16 protein-coding genes are annotated in these 15,780 nt (G+C 47.8%); 15 read left to right on the top strand and 1 reads right to left on the bottom strand.

Annotated features, from left to right (window positions below):
• The 15 genes from KIO97_RS22060 to fliJ all read left to right on the top strand — a co-directional run.
• A partial coding sequence (locus KIO97_RS22060; RefSeq protein ID WP_285383955.1) for a flagellin occupies positions 1–175 on the top strand: 175 nt, incomplete at its 5' end.
• 299 nt (positions 176–474) lie between these two features.
• On the top strand, positions 475–1,605 hold the full coding sequence (locus tag KIO97_RS22055) for a flagellin (protein ID WP_005531042.1): 1,131 nt from the start codon (positions 475–477) through the stop codon (positions 1,603–1,605).
• 80 nt (positions 1,606–1,685) lie between these two features.
• Positions 1,686–2,114 (top strand): flagellar protein FlaG, encoded by a 429-nt coding sequence (flaG, locus tag KIO97_RS22050; protein WP_285383954.1) that lies wholly within the window; start codon positions 1,686–1,688, stop codon positions 2,112–2,114.
• A 20-nt stretch (positions 2,115–2,134) separates the two neighbouring features.
• Positions 2,135–4,147: a flagellar filament capping protein FliD gene (gene fliD, locus KIO97_RS22045; protein ID WP_285383953.1), complete on the top strand. Its 2,013-nt coding sequence runs from the start codon at positions 2,135–2,137 to the stop codon at positions 4,145–4,147.
• Positions 4,148–4,453, top strand: coding sequence for a flagellar protein FliT (locus tag KIO97_RS22040; protein WP_005531053.1), 306 nt, complete (start codon positions 4,148–4,150; stop codon positions 4,451–4,453).
• A gap of 12 nt (positions 4,454–4,465) precedes the next feature.
• A complete protein-coding gene (gene fliS, locus KIO97_RS22035; RefSeq protein ID WP_005433081.1) occupies positions 4,466–4,876 on the top strand; it encodes a flagellar export chaperone FliS in 411 nt (136 codons plus the stop codon).
• A gap of 285 nt (positions 4,877–5,161) precedes the next feature.
• Complete coding sequence (locus KIO97_RS22030) at positions 5,162–6,628, top strand: sigma-54 dependent transcriptional regulator (RefSeq protein WP_005433062.1); 1,467 nt, start codon at positions 5,162–5,164, stop codon at positions 6,626–6,628.
• Between the two features lie 192 nt (positions 6,629–6,820).
• On the top strand, positions 6,821–7,852 hold the full coding sequence (locus KIO97_RS22025) for a PAS domain-containing sensor histidine kinase (RefSeq protein ID WP_285383952.1): 1,032 nt from the start codon (positions 6,821–6,823) through the stop codon (positions 7,850–7,852).
• A gap of 36 nt (positions 7,853–7,888) precedes the next feature.
• Positions 7,889–9,298 (top strand): sigma-54 dependent transcriptional regulator, encoded by a 1,410-nt coding sequence (locus tag KIO97_RS22020; RefSeq protein WP_285383951.1) that lies wholly within the window; start codon positions 7,889–7,891, stop codon positions 9,296–9,298.
• 126 nt (positions 9,299–9,424) lie between these two features.
• A complete protein-coding gene (fliE, locus tag KIO97_RS22015) occupies positions 9,425–9,736 on the top strand; it encodes a flagellar hook-basal body complex protein FliE (protein ID WP_012128639.1) in 312 nt (103 codons plus the stop codon).
• A 14-nt stretch (positions 9,737–9,750) separates the two neighbouring features.
• Entirely contained in the window at positions 9,751–11,493 is a 1,743-nt protein-coding gene (gene fliF / locus KIO97_RS22010) for a flagellar basal-body MS-ring/collar protein FliF (RefSeq protein WP_005433066.1), read from the top strand.
• On the top strand, positions 11,486–12,541 hold the full coding sequence (fliG, locus tag KIO97_RS22005; protein ID WP_005433061.1) for a flagellar motor switch protein FliG: 1,056 nt from the start codon (positions 11,486–11,488) through the stop codon (positions 12,539–12,541). The genes fliF and fliG overlap by 8 nt, the downstream gene beginning before the upstream one ends.
• Positions 12,542–12,655: 114 nt before the next feature.
• Entirely contained in the window at positions 12,656–13,456 is an 801-nt protein-coding gene (fliH, locus tag KIO97_RS22000) for a flagellar assembly protein FliH (protein WP_005433065.1), read from the top strand.
• 3 nt (positions 13,457–13,459) lie between these two features.
• Positions 13,460–14,779: a flagellar protein export ATPase FliI gene (fliI, locus tag KIO97_RS21995; protein WP_005433019.1), complete on the top strand. Its 1,320-nt coding sequence runs from the start codon at positions 13,460–13,462 to the stop codon at positions 14,777–14,779.
• Positions 14,780–14,785: 6 nt separating this feature from the next.
• Positions 14,786–15,229 carry a flagellar export protein FliJ gene (gene fliJ / locus KIO97_RS21990; protein ID WP_005433085.1) on the top strand — a complete coding sequence of 148 codons (444 nt, stop codon included), beginning with the start codon at positions 14,786–14,788 and terminating at the stop codon, positions 15,227–15,229.
• A gap of 36 nt (positions 15,230–15,265) precedes the next feature.
• Here fliJ and KIO97_RS21985 read toward each other — a convergent pair whose 3' ends face one another.
• Complete coding sequence (locus tag KIO97_RS21985; protein WP_285383950.1) at positions 15,266–15,580, bottom strand: NIPSNAP family protein; 315 nt, start codon at positions 15,578–15,580, stop codon at positions 15,266–15,268.
• Positions 15,581–15,780: the final 200 nt, after the last annotated feature.

The raw sequence follows: 15,780 nt of genomic DNA, 5'->3' as shown, positions 1-15,780 counted from the left end.
CAACTTGGATAACATCAACGAGAACGTGAACGCGTCGAAGAGCCGTATCAAAGATACTGACTTCGCGAAAGAAACGACTCAAATGACTAAGTCACAAATTCTGTCGCAAGCGTCAAGCTCTATCCTGGCGCAAGCGAAACAAGCGCCAAACTCAGCGCTAAGCCTACTAGGTTAATTGATAACCTAAGGCGAGAACCCCATTGGCTCGTGGTGAGAGATGAGCGAGTAAACCCAGCTTCGGCTGGGTTTTTTTATGTCTGTTTTTGAGGTTTGGACAAGCTTGAGTTACTTCTAGTTACAATATTAGAGATGCATCACACTTCAGTAAGCTAAAGAAATTAATCGCAAAAAATTGAAAATTTCTCCTAAAGGATATTTATAGGCCGCCGTTAAAGGGACTGAGAGAAATGAGATGTACCTAAGTGAGGTGAGAGACACGACGGTACATCAACTAAAGCCTTAAGGAGATCAACTATGGCGATTAACGTTAATACTAACGTTTCTGCGATGACCGCACAGCGTTACCTAAACCAAGCGGCTGAAGGTCAACAAAAATCAATGGAGCGTTTGTCTTCGGGTTATAAAATCAATAGCGCGAAAGATGATGCTGCCGGTCTACAGATTTCTAACCGTTTGAACGCACAGAGCCGTGGTCTAGACATGGCTGTGAAAAACGCGAACGACGGTATTTCTATTGCACAGGTTGCTGAAGGTGCAATGAATGAATCTACCAACATCCTACAACGTATGCGTGACCTATCGCTGCAATCTGCGAACGGTTCAAACTCGCGTTCTGAGCGTGTAGCGATTCAAGAAGAAGTAACAGCACTTAACGACGAACTAAACCGTATCGCTGAAACAACTTCATTTGGTGGTAACAAGCTTCTTAACGGTACTTACGGTACTCAATCTTTCCAAATCGGTGCGGACTCTGGTGAAGCAGTAATGCTTTCTATGGGTAACCTACGTTCTGATACTTCTGCAATGGGCGGTAAGAGCTACTCAGCAGAAGATGGCAAAGATGCATCTTGGGCAGTCGGTGATAACACTGAACTTAAGATGACTTATACCAACAAGCAAGGTGAAGAGAAAGAGCTGACTATCAACGCGAAACAAGGCGATGATATCGAGCAGCTAGCAACTTACATCAACGGTCAAAGCGAAGATGTAAAAGCATCTGTTGGTGAAGATGGCAAGCTACAAGTATTCGCTGCTACTCAAAAAGTAACAGGCGATGTAGAGTTCTCTGGCAACCTAGCGGGTGAAATTGGCTTCGGCGATGCAAAAGACGTAACGGTTAAAGACATCGACGTAACCACAGTTGCAGGCTCTCAAGAAGCAGTAGCGATCATTGACGGCGCACTAAAATCAGTAGACAGCCAACGTGCGTCTCTTGGTGCATTCCAAAACCGTTTCAACCACGCTATCAGCAACCTAGACAACATTAACGAGAACGTTAACGCGTCTAACAGCCGTATTAAAGATACTGACTATGCGAAGGAAACGACAGCAATGACTAAGTCGCAAATCCTTCAACAAGCAAGTACTTCAATCCTGGCACAAGCGAAGCAGTCACCATCTGCAGCGCTAAGCTTGTTGGGCTAATTGGGTCGACTCAGCCTAGTGATACCATCACCAACGCGATAGACCTAATCGTTAGCTCATAAGGTGGAAGGGAGATTGTAATGGAAATATCCTCCTACACGTCGAACATCCAGCCTTACGGCACACCGAGTGGCACAAAAGTTGCTAAAGAAAATGGCATAGGCACGCCTAGCACAGCAAGTTCTAGCGGCACCGTTCCCGTTGAAAAACCGAACGATGCCGAACGCGAACTCTCTGTTCAAGCTGTGATTGAAATGGCGGAATCTCGCCAAGAGCTGAACAAAGAAGAACGCGAAAAAATGGTCGAGCAAATGAATGAATTTGTGAGCGCCATGAATAAAGGGGTAGCGTTTCGAGTCGATGAAGAATCGGGCCGAGACGTTGTGACGATTTACGAAGCCACAACCGGTGATGTAATTCGTCAGATCCCTGATGAAGAAATGCTCGTGGTATTGCGTCGCCTAGCTGAGCACACAGCTAACCGCGGTTTGTTAGTTGAAAAGGTGTAAGTCGTTTTTGAGGTGATTTGATGAGTTTAGGCCCTTTGGGGATGTCTGGCGGCATGGATATCAATTCCATGGTCAGCAAAATTGTAGATGCCGAGCGTGTGCCAAAGCAGCAACGCATCGACAACGAGCGCGCGACAATTGACGCCAGCATCAGTGCCTATGGGCGACTCAGAGAATCGTTGGATACGATGAAGAATCTCATGACGAACTTTCGTCAGGAGAAGGCGTTTGCCGTTCGTTCTGTAGAGACAACGGACGACGCAGTCGTATCTGCGACCGCAACAACAGACGCTATAGCCGGTAAGTATGCTATCGATGTGTTGCAGCTTGCACAGAGTCATAAAGTGGCTTCTGACGTTTTGCCAGAAGACGTCAAGTTTGACGCTGGTAAGCTGCAGATTTCTCTTGGTGATGACACCTTCGACGTTAATGTCCGTTCTAGCTCTAAGCTAGTTGATGTCGTTCGTGGAATTAACGGCGCTAAGGATAACCCTGGCGTACGTGCTTCCGTTATTAACGACGTAGAAGGGCCGCGTTTGATCCTTGCTTCGAACCTTTCGGGCAAGGACCATCAAATCAAAGTCACTGTGGATGCCGAAGCTGGCAACCCTCTGAAACATTTCGAATACAAAACTCTGGAAGACCGAGTGAACGCGCTTGAAGAAGCTCGTGAAGCGGCAGAAGCCGTACTTGGCCCCCTTAAAGAACCAGAGTCAAACACCGATGCAGACCAACCTGAACAGGTGGATGCAGACGGCAATCCTATACCTCCTGAAGAACAAAAAGCGGCAGAGAATGCGCAAGATGGCGCAACGGACGAACCGATCTCTGCAGCTGGTGCCGCTGCGGCGAAGGCAGGGCAAGAAGCAATTGATGCTGCCAATAAACGAGCGGGTATGCGTCCGCAAGACAGCATCCCCGGTTGGACAGAAACCGCTTCAGGCACACTTCTCGATTCTTACCGTCCGCCAGAATTAGAGCTGGATGAAGAAGCCATCGCGAAAGCACCAGACGTTCCGGGCTGGAACAATGCAGCCTCAGGTACGCTGACTGACTCTTACGTCACAACCAAAGAAGCTAAACAACAGCTCGAACAAGAGAAAGCGGAAATTGAGCAAAAGATTGCCGATGAAAAGCAAGAGCTTGACCAAAAGGTGGCTCGTGGTGAACTGACGGAAGAACAAGCGAAGCAAATCCATCGCGCTAAACTAGAGCCAGAAGAGCGTGAGCGTCTTGAGAAAATCGACGTTGCAGAGGCTAAGATCGCAGAAGCGCAAAAAGCCTTTGAAGTTTATTCAGGCATGACTGAAGTGCAAGCTGGTCAGGATTCGCAAGTGATGCTTGATGGCGTTGCACAACTGTCGAGCCACAACAACGTGATTGAAGACGCCATTGAAGGTGTAAACCTAACGCTGAAGGGCAAATCGGAACTGGGTAAACCCCCGGCTGAGATTGGCGTTGAGTATGATCGCCAGAGTGTACGGTCAGATATTGAAAACTTCGTTTCCGCGTACAACTCGTTCTATCAAACCTCTAAAGCACTTGCCAGTGTTGACCCGACGACAGGTCAGAAAGGACCGTTAGCGGGTGACAGTACGGTACGTAACGCTGATGCACGTTTGAAATCGGTCTTTTCAACCTCGATAGAGAAAGCACCGGAAGATCTGAAATCCTTGACTGAGTTCGGTATCACCACCACACGTCAAGGTACGTTAGAAATCAACTATGACATGTTGGATCGCCAATTGAACAACAACTTTAACGAGTTGGAGAAGTTCTTTGGCGGTAACACAGGTTTCGCGAAACGCGTTGAAGACGCAATTCAAGGCATTACCGGTTTTACGGGTAGCATCCGTACGCGAGAGAAGAGCCTAACTGAACAAAACTACCGCCTTGGAGACGACCAAGCGGCATTAGATCGCCGCATGGACAGTTTAGAGAAGCGTACTCACGCTAAGTTCGCCGCGATGCAAGATGCAACGGGTAAGATGCAGGGCCAACTAGGGGCGCTGATGAACGCGTTGGGCCAATAGATGAAAGATGCACTCATAGAAATTAGTGATATTGATCAACTAATTACGCAAGAGCTGGAAAAAGTCGACTTTAATACTGAAGAAATCCTTCACTTGGTCGATATCAGGGAACGGTTATTGCAAAACCTGCTGTCCATTGTTGAGAACAATCCATTGGTGAAGCAGGAAGCAGAGTGGCAAGACTTGCTCACTCGTACCAAAAGTATTGTTGAGCTGATGCAAAACGAAACCACTAACGTCGGTAAAGAGCTTCACAAGTTCCGTTATGGTCAACGTTCGCTTCAGCAGTACAAAAAATTTATATAAAAGAGGAATACTATGCGCGGTTCTTTGCAAGCATACAAAAAGGTATCAGTCGACAGCCAGCTGAGTGCGGCGTCTCCGCACAAAGTCATTCAAATGCTAATGGCAGGTGCAATTGAGCGTCTGATCCAAGGTAAAGCAGCAATGCAAGCAGGCAACATTCCTGCAAAAGGTGAACGCTTGGGTAAGGCGTTGGACATCATCATCGCACTGCGTAGTTGTCTATCTATGGAAGACGGTGGTGACATTGCTTCAAACTTAGATTCACTTTACGAATTTATGATCACTCAGATCTCGGCTGCGAACCACCAGAATGATCCTCAACCAATTGATGATGTTATTGATATTATTCGCGAAATCAAATCGGCTTGGGACCAGATTCCTACTGAGTTCCACAACCTAACGGCAGCGGAAGTCGGCATTTAATCGATAAAACAATACCTTACTTAATGAGTAGGGTATTGTGCCAAATTGCATAGAAATGAGTTAGATAAAGTTACAATAGAGCTCACACCTCTTTATTGCTTGGTTGCCTTATTTTTTTATTCAAATAAAATAGAAGTCATTAGTGGCCCTAATGGCTTTTTTTTGTTGCTGATTTTCCTATTTTGTCTATCGCTAATTGAGAGTGGTCCCCCCTTTCTAACACTCAATTGCGCAAATCAAGGTCTGGCCGCAACAACCCCATAATAAAGGCAATCATTCTTACTTATGCAAGGTTTGGCAAAGCTGCTTGTAATCGATGACGATGCACCAAGTCGTTTGAATATAAGCAATATATTGGAATTTGTTGGAGAAAGTTGCGAAGCGGTCAGTTCTGATCAGCTAGGCGATGTTGACTGGTCAGCCGTTTGGTCAGGCTGCATTGTCGGTAACATCTCTGCGGGTCATTCTGCGACGGCGGTGATGGCTCACCTCAACGAAGCGTACCATATCCCACTTCTCGTCATGGGCTCTTTCCCATTGCCCGTTGATGATTTGCCAAACTTTGTCGGTGAATTAGAGCAACCGCTCAACTACCCGCAACTTAGCGAAGCGTTACGTCACTGCAAAGACTTCCTTGGTCGTAAAGGCGTAAACGTGGTAGCAAGCGCACGCAAAAACACCCTTTTCCGTAGCCTTGTAGGCCAAAGCCGAGGCATTCAAGAAGTTCGTCATTTGATCGAACAAGTATCAGGTACTGAAGCAAACGTACTTATCTTGGGTGAATCTGGTACAGGTAAAGAAGTGGTAGCACGAAACATTCATTACCATTCTGCTTACCGCAATGGTCCGTTTGTGCCTATCAACTGTGGCGCCATTCCCCCAGAGCTACTAGAAAGTGAACTGTTTGGTCACGAAAAAGGTGCATTTACTGGTGCTTTAACAGCGCGTAAAGGCCGTTTTGAATTGGCTGAGGGTGGCACCATCTTCCTTGATGAAATTGGCGATATGCCGATGTCGATGCAAGTGAAGTTATTGCGTGTACTGCAAGAGCGTTGCTTCGAGCGTGTTGGTGGTAATACGACGATCAAGGTGAATGTTCGAGTGGTAGCAGCAACACACCGAAACCTAGAAGGAATGATCGACGACGGCACATTCCGTGAAGATCTTTTCTACCGTTTGAATGTCTTCCCAATTGAAATGCCAGCGCTAAAAGCGCGTAAGCAAGATATCCCATTGTTGCTACAAGAGCTGATGACTCGCCTTGAAGCGGAAGGTGGACAGCCAATCTGCTTTACGCCTCGTGCCATCAATTCATTGATGGAGCATAACTGGCCGGGTAACGTCCGCGAGCTTGCTAACCTTGTTGAGCGTATGGTGATCCTGTACCCGAATAGCTTGGTGGACGTGAATCACTTACCAACTAAATACCGTTATAGTGATATCCCAGAATTCCAACCAGAAGGTAACCCATTTACCTCAGTGGAAGAGCAAGAACGCGATGTTTTCCAAGATATCTTCTCTGAGAACTTCAGCTTTGATGAGCAGAACGATCTGGACCACAACATGAATGCACCTCAAGGATTGCCACCAGAAGGGGTGAACTTGAAAGAGCTGCTTGCGGATATGGAAGTCAACATGATCAGCCAAGCGCTTGAAGCACAAGGTGGTGTGGTAGCAAGAGCTGCAGATATGCTAGGGATGCGACGCACAACACTGGTTGAGAAAATGCGTAAGTACAACCTTCAACGCTAGGGTCATCCTGGCGTTAAAGCGGTTGAATCTCAGGCAGGTTGTTATCTTTTCTGACAATAAAACCGCACATTTCTTAGTGTCAACTTCTTGTCGATGACATAACGCTATGATAAATATAGAAAACAGCTTGGTATGCTAATTGCTTACCAAGCTGTTTTAGTATTTAAATGGCGATATTTCGACAGGCAGTGAATGGACAATAACACCAACCAATCCCATTTAGACTCAGTAGAGAATCAAGTAGAGCGTTATAAGCAGGTTTTGGACGTGATGCCCGCTGGTGTGATCTTACTAGATACCCACGGTGTGGTGCGTGAAGCCAACCCAGAGGCGCACCGCATTCTTGAAATTCCACTGGTCGACGAGAAATGGTTCAACATCATCCAAGCGGTGTTTGATCCGCGCGAAGATGATGGTCATGAAGTCTCACTGCGTAATGGTCGTAAAGTTCGTTTAGCGATCTCGGCATCGGCGACTGGCCAACTCATTTTGATCACCGATCTAACGGAAACGCGTTTACTGCAATCTCGCGTGAGTGACTTACAACGTTTGTCATCGTTAGGCCGTATGGTGGCGTCTTTAGCACACCAAGTCAGAACACCATTATCGAGCGCCATGTTGTATGCATCTAATTTAGCATCGCCAAATCTCCCTCCGGCGACAAAAGATAGATTTCAAAGCAAATTAATGGATCGACTGCACGATTTGGAAAAGCAGGTTAATGATATGCTGCTTTTTGCTAAAGGTGGTGATAATAAAGTCATTAAGCCTTTTAATATTTCTCAGTTAGTTGCTGAATATCAGCCAATGGTGGAAACCGCGCTGAAGAACAACAACATTGACTACTTCCTAGAAGTGGAAGAAGAACACACTGAGCTGTTAGGCAACGCTAACGCCATTGCTTCAGCACTGAGTAACTTAGTGATGAACGCGATTCAGATGTCAGGAAAGGAATCGCAGATAGATGTCTTTTTCCGCCCTGTGAACGGTGAATTGCGCATTTCTGTGCAAGACAGCGGTCCGGGTGTACCAAAAGAACTGCAAGCAAAAATTATGGAGCCATTCTTCACCACGCGTTCTCAAGGAACCGGGTTAGGGCTCGCTGTGGTTCAAATGGTTTGCCGTGCCCATGACGGCCGATTGGAACTTATTTCAGAGCAGGGTGATGGAGCCTGCTTTACCATGTGCATTCCGCTAGAGCGAGTGCAAGCAGAAGCGCAGTAAGCGGCTTTTGTCGATAACAATTACTGGAGAATCATAATGGCGCAAAGCAAAGTGCTGATCGTAGAAGACGATGAAGGTCTTCGTGAAGCCCTAGTGGATACTCTGGCTCTGGCAGGGTACGAATGGTTAGAAGCCGATTGTGCGGAAGACGCGTTGGTTAAGCTGAAGTCGAACGCGGTAGACATTGTGGTTTCTGACGTGCAAATGGCAGGCATGGGCGGTTTGGCTCTGCTACGTAATATCAAACAGAATTGGCCAAACATGCCAGTTCTTCTTATGACGGCTTACGCAAACATTGAAGACGCTGTGTCGGCAATGAAAGAAGGTGCGATTGATTACATGGCGAAGCCATTTGCACCAGAAGTTTTGCTCAACATGGTGAGTCGTTACGCACCAATCAAAAGTGATGACAATGGTGATGCAGTCGTAGCAGACGAGAAGAGTCTGCGTCTATTGGCTTTGGCTGAGAAAGTGGCGCGCACCGATGCTAACGTGATGATCTTGGGCCCAAGCGGCTCGGGCAAAGAAGTCATGTCTCGCTACATTCACAACGCTTCAAACCGTAAAGACGGTCCTTTTGTTGCGATCAACTGTGCAGCGATTCCAGACAACATGCTGGAAGCGACACTATTTGGTTACGAGAAAGGTGCATTTACTGGCGCGGTACAAGCGTGTCCGGGGAAATTCGAACAAGCCCAAGGCGGTACTATTTTGCTGGATGAAATCAGTGAGATGGACCTAAACCTACAAGCGAAACTGCTGCGCGTTCTTCAAGAGCGTGAAGTGGAGCGTTTGGGCAGTCGAAAGAGCATCAAACTGGATGTACGTGTATTGGCAACCAGTAACCGTGACCTTAAGCAGTATGTGTCGGAAGGCAACTTCCGTGAAGATTTGTACTACCGCTTGAATGTTTTCCCAATCTCATGGCCTGCACTGTGTGAACGTAAAGGTGACATCTCGCCATTGGCTCAGCACTTAGCAGAACGTCATTGCAGCAAGATGGGCATGCCTGTGCCGAAGTTCTCTCAAGTCGCGTTAGATAAGCTGCTTCAATACCCTTGGCCGGGTAACGTTCGTGAGCTGGATAACGTGGTTCAACGTGCTCTGATTTTGAGCGAAAACGGTGACATTGATGCAGAACACATTTTGCTGGAAGGTGTAGATTGGCAAGATGCGAGCAGCCTGCAATCTGTGGTTCAAAACGCTGAGGTCTTGGTGCCCGACGTTAAGCCTGTCGCGCAAGTTGAATCAATCAACCGTGTTGCCGCTGGTGGCGAAGGTCTCGGTGGTGAACTGCGCGATCAAGAATACGCGATCATTTTGGAAACCTTAATCGAGTGTAACGGTCGCCGTAAAGAAATGGCAGAGAAATTGGGCATCAGTCCACGTACTTTGCGCTACAAACTCGCCAAAATGCGTGACGCTGGTATCGATATTCCGGCTTAGTCTCCACATCAATAGCCATAGGACAAAAGTGTGGGTACACTACGGCACTATTGTCTTATGGCACATTAATTGCTGTGTCAATAATCAGTTTTAGTTAATAGTCAAACTTTTGGCTTAGAGGTGACAATGAAAGTTGATGGTATTCAAGCAGAAATGCGCGCCATGATGGTAGAAGCGACCAACACCGCGCCTACCGCAACGGGTGCGAAAGTTGGGGCAGATTTTGGCGATCTCCTAACAAAAGCCATCAATAACGTAAACTCACTTCAAAAAGCATCGGGCGATCTGCAAACGCGCTTCGACCGTGGTGATGCCGATGTTTCCCTTTCTGACGTTATGATTGCTCGTAACAAGTCCAGTGTTGCCTTCGACGCCACTGTTCAAATCCGTAATAAGCTCGTTGAGTCCTACAAGGATCTCATGAACATGCCAGTGTAATTTAGGTAATAAGTGTGGCAGAAAAGTCTACAGATTTAACCGTCACTGATGGCGGCGCTGATGGTGCACTGATTGCTGGCTCAGATCTGGATGTGGAAAGCCAAAACCCAGATCTTGAAGAGCGCAGTGCGTCAAAATTCGATATGGCAGTGGGCGACCTCGATTTACTTCGTCAGGTCGTATTAGTGCTGTCTATCTCTATCTGTGTTGCGTTGATCGTGATGCTGTTCTTCTGGGTGAAAGAGCCGGAAATGCGCCCACTTGGTGCATACGAAACGGAAGAACTGATCCCAGTGCTGGATTATCTCGACCAGCAAAAAATCAATTACAAGCTAGATGGCAATACCATTTCGGTTGAATCGAGCGATTACAACTCGATTAAGCTAGGCATGGTGCGTGCAGGTGTCAACCAAGCAACAGCGGCGGGCGATGACATTCTGCTGCAAGACATGGGCTTTGGTGTATCACAGCGCTTGGAACAAGAGCGTTTGAAACTCAGCCGTGAACGCCAACTTGCGCAAGCCATCGAAGAGATGAAGCAGGTGCGTAAAGCGCGTGTTCTTCTCGCTCTACCAAAACACAGTGTGTTTGTTCGTCATAACCAAGAAGCGTCTGCTTCGGTATTTTTGACGCTCTCTACAGGCGCAAACCTAAAACAACAAGAAGTGGATTCCATCGTTGATATGGTGGCGAGTGCTGTTCCGGGAATGAAGACTTCTCGTATTACGGTAACCGATCAGCACGGTCGTCTACTGAGCTCAGGTTCCCAAGACCCAGCATCTGCTGCGCGTCGTAAAGAGCAAGAGCTAGAACGCAGCCAAGAGCAAGCGCTGCGCGAAAAGATTGATTCAGTACTTCTGCCCATTCTAGGTTTTGGTAACTACACCGCTCAGGTAGATATCCAGATGGATTTCAGCACCGTCGAGCAAACTCGTAAAAACTTCGATCCGAATACGCCGTCTACGCGCAGTGAATATGCGCTGGAAGATTACAACAACGGCAACATGGTTGCGGGCATTCCAGGTGCATTGAGTAACCAACCGCCAGCGGATGCGTCTATTCCTCAAGATGTGGCGCAGATGAAAGACGGCACATTGACTGGTCAAGGCTCAGTACGTAAAGAATCGACGCGCAACTTTGAACTCGACACCACCATCAGTCATGAACGCAAGCAAACCGGCACGTTGGCTCGTCAGACCGTTTCGGTAGCGATCAAAGACCGTCGCACCGTAAACCCAGATACGGGTGAGGTGACGTACACGCCGCTTTCAGAATCTGAAATCAACGCGATTCGCCAGGTGCTGATCGGTACCGTCGGCTTTGATGAGAATCGCGGTGACTTGCTTAATGTACTGAGTGTGAAGTTTGCTGAGCCAGAGCTTGAGCAAATGGTTGATCCACCAATTTGGGAACATCCAAACTTCAACGATTGGGTTCGTTGGTTTGCAAGTGCGCTAGTGATCATCGTGGTTATCTTGGTTCTGGTTCGCCCAGCAATGAAGAAATTGCTCAACCCAGCAAGTGGCGACGAAGACGAAATGTACGGACCAGATGGCTTGCCAATTGGTGCGGATGGCGAAACCAGCCTGATTGGTAGCGACATCGAAAGCGGTGAACTGTTTGAGTTTGGTTCAAGCATTGATCTGCCTAACCTTCACAAAGATGAAGATGTACTCAAAGCAGTACGTGCTCTGGTGGCAAACGAACCAGAGCTTGCTGCTCAAGTTGTGAAAAACTGGATGAACGAAAATGGCTAACGATATCGTACCTCAAGATGAAAACGGCGCAGGTTTGCCAGCGGAGTTTGATGTCTCTAGCATGACAGGCGAAGAGAAAGCGGCGATTTTGCTGCTGAGCCTGAACGAAAACGACGCGGCTGGCATCATCCGTCACCTAGAACCAAAACAGGTTCAGCGTGTGGGTAGCGCAATGGCGCGAGCGAAAGACCTAAGCCAAGACAAAGTGTCTGGTGTGCATCGCGCGTTTCTAGAAGACATCCAGAAATACACCAACATCGGTATGGGCAGCGAAGACTTTATGCGTAATGCGCTGGTGGCTGCTCTGGGTGAGGACAAAGCAAACAACTTGGTTGACCAAATCCTATTGGGTACTGGCTCGAAAGGTCTGGATTCACTTAAGTGGATGGATCCTCGCCAAGTGGCAAGCATCATTGTCAACGAACACCCGCAAATCCAAACCATCGTACTTTCGTACTTGGAAGCGGACCAATCGGCAGAAATCCTTTCTCAGTTCCCAGAGCGTGTGCGTCTGGATCTGATGATGCGTATTGCCAACCTAGAAGAAGTTCAGCCATCAGCACTGGCAGAGCTGAACGAAATCATGGAGAAGCAGTTCGCGGGTCAAGCGGGTGCACAAGCGGCGAAGATTGGCGGCCTGAAGGCAGCAGCAGAAATCATGAACTACCTAGACAACAACGTCGAAGGTATCTTGATGGAGCAAATTCGCGACCAAGACGAAGACATGGCTACACAAATCCAAGATCTTATGTTCGTATTCGAGAACTTGGTGGAAGTGGACGACCAAGGTATTCAGAAATTGCTGCGTGACGTTCCGCAAGACGTTCTGCAAAGAGCACTTAAAGGTGCCGACGATTCTCTACGTGAGAAAGTGTTCAAGAACATGTCTAAACGTGCCGCTGAGATGATGCGCGACGATATCGAAGCAATGCCTCCGGTTCGCGTAGCAGACGTAGAAGCGGCGCAGAAAGAAATCTTGGCGATTGCTCGTCGTATGGCAGACGCTGGCGAAATCATGCTGTCTGGCGGCGCAGACGAGTTCTTATAATCCTTTCTTGTTCCTCCTGTTTAGGCGGGAGGAGCGCACTTCTGTAGTAATGCACTTTTTCAAAGCACTTTATTTTCAAAATCAATTTCAACATAGACAGATTGTAGGTTAAGCATGGCTGGCGATAGAAAACGTGGATTTATCCGTCCTGATGAAGACGATGCGATGATCGAACCGCAGCGCTGGGGGTTGCCTGATTACGGTGAGCCGAAAGCAAAGCAAGCCAAGCAAACTGCGTTTAACTACGATCCAGGTTGGGTACCAAACTTTGACGAACCAGAAGAAGAGCAAGTTCTTGAGCTGACAGAAGAACAGATTGAGTTGATCAAGCAAGGCGCTTATCAAGAAGGTCTGTATCAAGGTCAAGAAGCGGGCTTCAAGCAAGGTTACGACAAAGGCAAAGAAGAAGGTATTCAAGCCGGTCATGCAGAAGGTCTCGAACTCGGAAAAGCGGAAGGTGTCACCGCTGGGCAAGAGTACATTCAGCAGCAGGTGGAAACCTTTATGAACTTGGCCAACCAGTTCGCTCAACCTTTGGAGCTGATGAACGCTCAGGTTGAAAAGCAGTTGGTGGACATGGTGCTGTGCCTAGTCAAAGAAGTTGTGCATGTGGAAGTGCAAACCAATCCTCAAATTATTCTCGATACGGTGAAGCAGTCTGTAGAAGCGCTGCCTATTTCTGGTCATCCAATTACCTTGCACTTGAACCCCGACGATGTGGCGATCATTCGCTCTGCGTACGGCGAAGAAGAGCTTGATTGCCGTAATTGGACTTTGGTGGCGGAGCCTTCATTGAACCGTGGTGATGTACAAATTGCTGCTGGTGAATCGAGCATCAATTACCGCATGGAAGAACGCATAAAAAGCGTATTGAACAGCTTCTGTGGCGCAAATCGTCATCAAGGGGGCGAGTAGTCCATGCAAGCCTTGGCCGACCGTTTAAAAAACTACAAAGTTGAAGGCTTAACTACGCGTCCGGTTGCTTCAGGCAAGCTTGTACGTGTTGTTGGCTTAACCTTGGAAGCGACAGGCTGTCGTGCTCCGATTGGCAGTTTGTGTTTGGTCGAAACCATGTCCGGTCATATGGAAGCGGAAGTGGTGGGTTTTTCTGGTGATAACCTTTTCTTGATGCCGAGTGAGCAAATCACAGGCATCTTACCCGGCGCGAAAGTGACGCCGTTAACCAGTGAAGCGGGTTTGCCCGTTGGTATGGAGCTACTTGGGCGTGTGATTGACGGTGTGGGTAATCCACTGGATGGCCTTGGCCCGCTTTATACCGATCACCGTGCTTCGTTCAATGCTGAGCCAATTAACCCACTAGCGCGTAAGCCCATTTCTGAGCCACTTGATGTGGGCTTAAAAGCCATCAACGGCTTGCTGACGGTAGGTAAAGGTCAACGTATCGGTCTGTTTGCCGGTTCTGGTGTGGGTAAATCGGTCACTCTTGGCATGATGACGCGAGGCACGACGGCGCAAGTTGTTGTCGTTGGTCTGATTGGTGAACGTGGACGCGAAGTAAAAGAATTCATCGAAGAAATTTTGGGTGAAGACGGACGCCGCCGTTCTGTGGTGGTAGCTGCCCCTGCCGATGCTTCACCTTTAATGCGCTTGAAGGGCTGTCAAACGGCACTGACGATTGCCGAATACTTCCGTGACCAAGGACTAGATGTTCTTCTACTGATGGACTCTTTGACGCGTTTTGCTCAAGCACAGCGTGAAATTGCATTGTCTGTGGGTGAGCCGCCTGCTACCAAAGGTTACCCGCCTTCGGTATTTGCTAAACTGCCAGCGTTGGTAGAGCGAGCGGGTAACGGTGGCGATGATCAAGGTTCGATCACTGCGTTCTTTACCGTTCTGACCGAAGGTGACGATCTGCAAGATCCGATCGCCGATGCATCACGTGCGATCCTTGATGGTCACATTGTCTTGTCTCGTGAAATGGCGGATGCAGGTCACTACCCAGCCATAGATGTCGAGAAATCTGTGAGCCGTGTTATGCCGCAAATCACCACAGAAGAGCACGTGTTGATGTCGAAAGCGGTGCGTCAGGTGTTGTCGATTTGCCGCAAGAACCAAGATTTGGTGTCGATTGGCGCTTATAAACCGGGGACTGATCCTGCTATTGATGGCGCATTCACCCTCAAGCCAAAACTGGACGAATACTTGCAGCAGCGCATGAAAGAGTCTGTGCCTTATGACATGTGCGTCAACATGTTGAAGAGCATCTTGGGTGGGTAATAGCGTATGAATAACGCGATGGAATTCCTACTCGAGCAAGCAAAAGAACGCGAAGACCAAGCGGTGTTGGCGCTCAACAAAGCACGCTCAGAGCTAGATGATTACTACCGCCAAGTAGAGCAAATTGAAAAGTACCGCTTAGATTACTGCCAGCAGTTGGTAGACCGTGGTATGGCGGGACTCACCGCAAGCCAATACGGCCACTTAAACCGCTTCTTAACCCAGCTCGATGAAACGCTTTCCAAGCAAAAACAGGCAGAAAACCACTTTAAAGAGCAGGTGGTGAACTGCCAAGATTACTGGTTAAACATGCGCAAAGAACGGATGTCTTACGAGTGGATGATTGAAAAGCGCGAGAAAGAAAAGCAAATGGCGGAAGCTAAGCGTGAACAAAAACAAATGGATGAGTTTTCTACCTTGCTTTACAGCCGAAAACCGCAACGTTTCTAAACGTTTCTCATCGTTATATTGCGTTAGTGCTGCTGGTTACATCTCTACTGATTCAAGCAAGGTTACTTTGACGGAGTCTTGCTCTATCAACTCAAACACTTTTGGTCGAACCTCGCGAATCCACCACTCATTGTAAGTCTCTTCGTATATCGTTTGTCGCGCTTGTTCACTGTCGAACTCACGTAACCAGACAAAGTAATCATGCCCATCTTCACCCGTGTGAACATAGGTGTTTAGGACACGCATGCCTTTGGAGCGTTGGTAGGGTAGCAACTCGTCTTTCATCCACGTTAACCATTGTTCAGTTTTGCCAGTTTTAATTTTATATTGGCGGAGTTCTGTGACTTTCAAAGCGATTCCTTATTGATTGAGCAAGGTCTCTGTTTACTCTCTAACGAACCGCCAGTCAAATTGCAAAGGCCTTTGTGTCTGCTGCAAGTTTGATCTTTGTTCCATCAGTGTCCCTGATTAGTACCGTCAGAAAATCCACGCTGAGCGTTGGCGTGATTTTTGCAATTTATCCGTCAGTATCGGGTCTTGTGACCTAAGTT

Source organism: Vibrio sp. B181a (genome assembly GCF_030248375.1).
Lineage (GTDB): Bacteria > Pseudomonadota > Gammaproteobacteria > Enterobacterales > Vibrionaceae > Vibrio > Vibrio campbellii.
This window is presented reverse-complemented; position numbering and strand designations above follow the sequence as displayed.